The sequence below is a fragment of the Paenibacillus sp. J31P190 genome, from assembly GCF_059692075.1.
This window is the reverse complement of the sequence record NZ_JCAUAS010000061.1, coordinates 1-3,564: the sequence shown is the minus strand read 5'-3', so window position 1 is coordinate 3,564 and position 3,564 is coordinate 1. Positions and strand designations below refer to the sequence as shown.

Genomic DNA, 3,564 nt, shown 5'->3' with positions numbered 1-3,564 from the left:
CACCCAGTTTCGCAGCGTAGCTGGATTTACATTCAGATCGTCAGCGATCTGCTCCAGGGACTTTCCTTGTTCCTGCACATACTTTACCGCCTCACGTTTAAACGTCTCATTATAATGTTGTCTCTTCACACTCATGGCGCCGGCACCTCTTCGATTTATTAGATTTATTATCTGCCTGAATCTAAGAGGTGTCCACTTTTTATTCTAAGTCCAAAAACGCGCTTATTCTGGAGCGCCCGAGCAAGTAAGCGCGAAAAACGCGCTTACTGCGAGCGCTCAGTGATCCGAGCCCACCCACAGAGTCTGAGAAGCCGGAAATCGACTTCTCAGCAGACTCGTGCGCGCGTCCGTGCAGATTAAGCGCAAAAACGCGCTTAATCTAGAGCGCCCCAACAAATAAGAGGTAAGCAATGCTTACCCCTATCCCTCTCTAACAAAAAAATGGATCCCGGCATCATGGCCGAGATCCATTTTTTCTTCTTCGCCTTTTTAAATAAACAGCAAGCTCATATCTATGGGTATATGCGAGCAGTAGAAAATTCCCTAACCAAACCCAGAGGATCGCAATCGAATAATCCCTCATATACAAATAGCTACCTACCAACAAAAAACCGACAACGACCTGCAAGCCATCTGCCTCAGTCGATATAGACTTTCCTCTGTTGATCACCTTGAATGCACTCAGTAAAATGGCCAAAACTACGGCAAAAGCAAGAGAAGCTTCAAAGTTGGTTAAAGCACTCCATACGCCGAAGGTCACAGCGATTGCTTTACCTCCTTTCCCCTTAAGGAATGGAGAAAAGGCATGCCCGATAATTGGAGCTAGTGCGATAGAAATAATGAGGTACCCTTGAACACTCTCATAATGCAATATAAAAAGAAGGATAAGGTATCCTTTTAAAAAGTCGAGAATAATACCAACAACACCAAGCTTAAAGCCAGCTGCCTTCCACAGATTTAGAGCCCCTGGATTCCCGTCACCGACCGTCTTTAAGTTTTTTTTTGCGATAAGTCCAAGCCAGTAAGAAAACATGAAAGATCCTGATAGAAAGGCACAAACCGTCCAAACGATGGTCATTGCCCCCTCCTGCTTCCTACCTTGACGTGCCGCCCTTTCCATGACACATGCCCAAGGAATACAACCTGATAAACGGAAAATAGCATGACGTAGATGAAAAATAACGTTGAGAGAACATGCAAAACAGGCATGATGATTCCAAACACTCCAACATGTTTAACCAAATAAAACAGCTGTATCATGTATAAGAGATATCCAATAAAAAGCGGTAGCGCCCACGAAGTGTTGATAAATAGGAAGAAAGTTTCTGAAGCAATGAGCCCGATAACCCAAATCGCAACAAGGAGAATCGTACCCGGACTTAACGTTGATGTGCTCAGTACCGCTCCTTTCCCGAAGCCTTGAACCTCGCTCTTGATCCCTTGTGGATACATACGAAAAGAAACCAGGCCTCGCCCGATAAAGTTCGTCACTTGAATCCCGGCATGCCGATAGGTAGCCCCAAGGTTCAAATCATCCAACATTTCCGACTTGATGCTTTGATGTCCTTTGATTTTCTCATAATCTTCTCTGGTCGTTAAGATGCAAGAGCCATACAGACCTTTTTTCGGATTTTTCTTTTCAAAAGGGGACGTAAAAGCGAATACACCAAGCACATTAAAGATTAACGCCAGTCTTTCAACGAACTTCTCCGTATAATGGAAGGGAACGACAGAAACGACGCCTCCCGTTTTATTTCTCGCTTTAACCAATGCCTCCAGCGCACGTGGAGCTAAGCGAATATCCGCATCAAGAAAGGCAATTAAATCACCCGAAGCATGCAAATATCCGTTCCATACAGCCCAGTTTTTCCCTGTCCATCCTTGCGGGAGACTCGTGTTGCTAATCACAGTAACCCCGTAACTTTCAGCAATTTCTTTCGTGTCGTCCTCCGAAAAATCATCAACAACGATAATTTCAAAGGGTTCCAGCGTTTGGACCTTGAGTGCATGAAGGAGATGCGGCAAATTGCATGCTTCATTCCTAGCAGGAATTATGATAGACAGCTTCACATTTTTTGGGACTTGTTCTTGACTTACGGTGACCACATTCTTTCTAAATAACAAGAAACCACATAGACATCCGATGACAAATAATACGAATATCGCCACCCTCGAACCCCCTCCTTCGATTCCCTCATAACGGATGTATGAAAGTGCTGCCTTTACAATATGGAGAACAGGTTGTATTGATATATATGAACTTTGAGGTAATTTTAAGCCATCTTCATAGGTAACTACATGCGGTAAGTACAGCAAATCACCTTTTTCAGCCAATAGATACTTTCTTTGTACTTTCGTAATCTCCCCACTGCTGCTGCTCATCAAGCGAACATTTCCGCAATTGTGTTATAATGTTCAATATCAAATTACTGGAGGCACATTGGCATATGAAATTATATGTTATCCTCTCCTTCGATGGCGAAGGAATGGAAAATGTTTATGTTGGCGCAGATGAGGAGAAAGCACTTTCTCTGAAGCCGGCTGACTTTGAAAACTGCGAGGCCCTTTTCGTAGAGATATGGGAAGATGGAGAGAAAACTGATGATTACCGCTTAGAATAACTAGCGATACATACTTCCAACAAATAATAGAAAGGCGGAAATATCATGGTCCATGCGTTTACCATCCAACCCACTTCGTATAATACTTTCGAAGACGAGAGCGATCAGCTCGAACAGTGTAAAGAATGGGGCTTGCTTTCAGAGAAAGCAGCGAAAACAAAGGCATTCTTCTACAAGGGGCATGGCATGAATCTGCCGTGCGGCATTGTAGGTTTTGTGGATAAAATGACGGCTGTCATTGAATTCGACAACAAGCAGCTGCACTGCATCCACCCCTCTTACCTGAAGGAAATGCAAGCTGCCAATTACAGCCAGAGGGGTGCAGGTACCGCTGACGCCACAGAGGCGGAAGTCTTAGAGCTTGAAACTTTGCAAGAAGATGCTCCAGTTAGCTTCGAAGCAAATGTGGAAGTTAATGTGGATACTAGTGTCGAGGAAGTTAAAAAGGCCCCCAAAGAGCCGAAAAAAGAGAAGGCCAAAAAAGAAAAAGCTCCAAAACTTCAACTTCCCGAAGAAAAAGTGAAAATGATCGCTACTGTAAAGGAATTTACAACGGTACCGAACAATTTCTCTGATACGGAAGATGAAGTCGTTATTTACGAGGCTGTTTCCATGACAGAACCAGAAATGGAGATCGGCGAAGCTTGGTCCAGCCACAGTGCTACACTTAAGAAATTGGAACTGGAAATCGGGGACAAGCTCTCATTTGAATGTAAAATTGTAGCGAAGAAGCTCTCGAAACATCCGATACCTTACAAAATCAACAATCCTGCTAAACTACAAAAGGTAACATCCTGACCTAAAAACTTGAAAACATGTAAAGTTGTACTTTGGAGTCAATTTCATAATGCAATTTGCCCCAGGTAATACCCGCCGAAAATTGCGGTATTATTTTTTAAAATTAGCTCGCTTGCTTAACAATCCCAATTTGTTGGTTCATCCG

Annotated in this window: 5 protein-coding genes; 2 read left to right on the top strand and 3 right to left on the bottom strand. The window is 43.4% G+C overall.

Translation table 11 applies throughout. The features are described 5' to 3' along the window. From AC58U0_RS37150 to AC58U0_RS37140, 3 genes are all read right to left on the bottom strand, one after another. Window positions 1–135, bottom strand: a 135-nt coding sequence (locus tag AC58U0_RS37150; RefSeq protein ID WP_497377660.1) for a transposase, incomplete at its 3' end; no start/stop codon positions are given. Between the two features lie 319 nt (window positions 136–454). Beyond that, window positions 455–1,078, bottom strand: coding sequence for a glycerol-3-phosphate acyltransferase (locus AC58U0_RS37145; RefSeq protein WP_497383653.1), 624 nt, complete (start codon window positions 1,076–1,078; stop codon window positions 455–457). Next, a complete protein-coding gene (locus AC58U0_RS37140) occupies window positions 1,075–2,169 on the bottom strand; it encodes a glycosyltransferase family 2 protein (protein ID WP_497383652.1) in 1,095 nt (364 codons plus the stop codon). Before AC58U0_RS37140 ends, AC58U0_RS37145 begins: the two co-directional genes overlap by 4 nt. Window positions 2,170–2,447: 278 nt before the next feature. On the opposite strand from AC58U0_RS37140, the gene AC58U0_RS37135 reads away from it, so the two are divergent. Together AC58U0_RS37135 and AC58U0_RS37130 are read left to right on the top strand one after the other, a co-directional pair. Beyond that, the gene (locus tag AC58U0_RS37135) at window positions 2,448–2,621 is read left to right on the top strand and encodes a hypothetical protein (RefSeq protein ID WP_497383651.1); all 174 of its coding nucleotides are present in this window, start codon (window positions 2,448–2,450) and stop codon (window positions 2,619–2,621) included. A 45-nt stretch (window positions 2,622–2,666) separates the two neighbouring features. Further along, on the top strand, window positions 2,667–3,419 hold the full coding sequence (locus AC58U0_RS37130; RefSeq protein WP_497383650.1) for a hypothetical protein: 753 nt from the start codon (window positions 2,667–2,669) through the stop codon (window positions 3,417–3,419). Window positions 3,420–3,564: the final 145 nt, after the last annotated feature.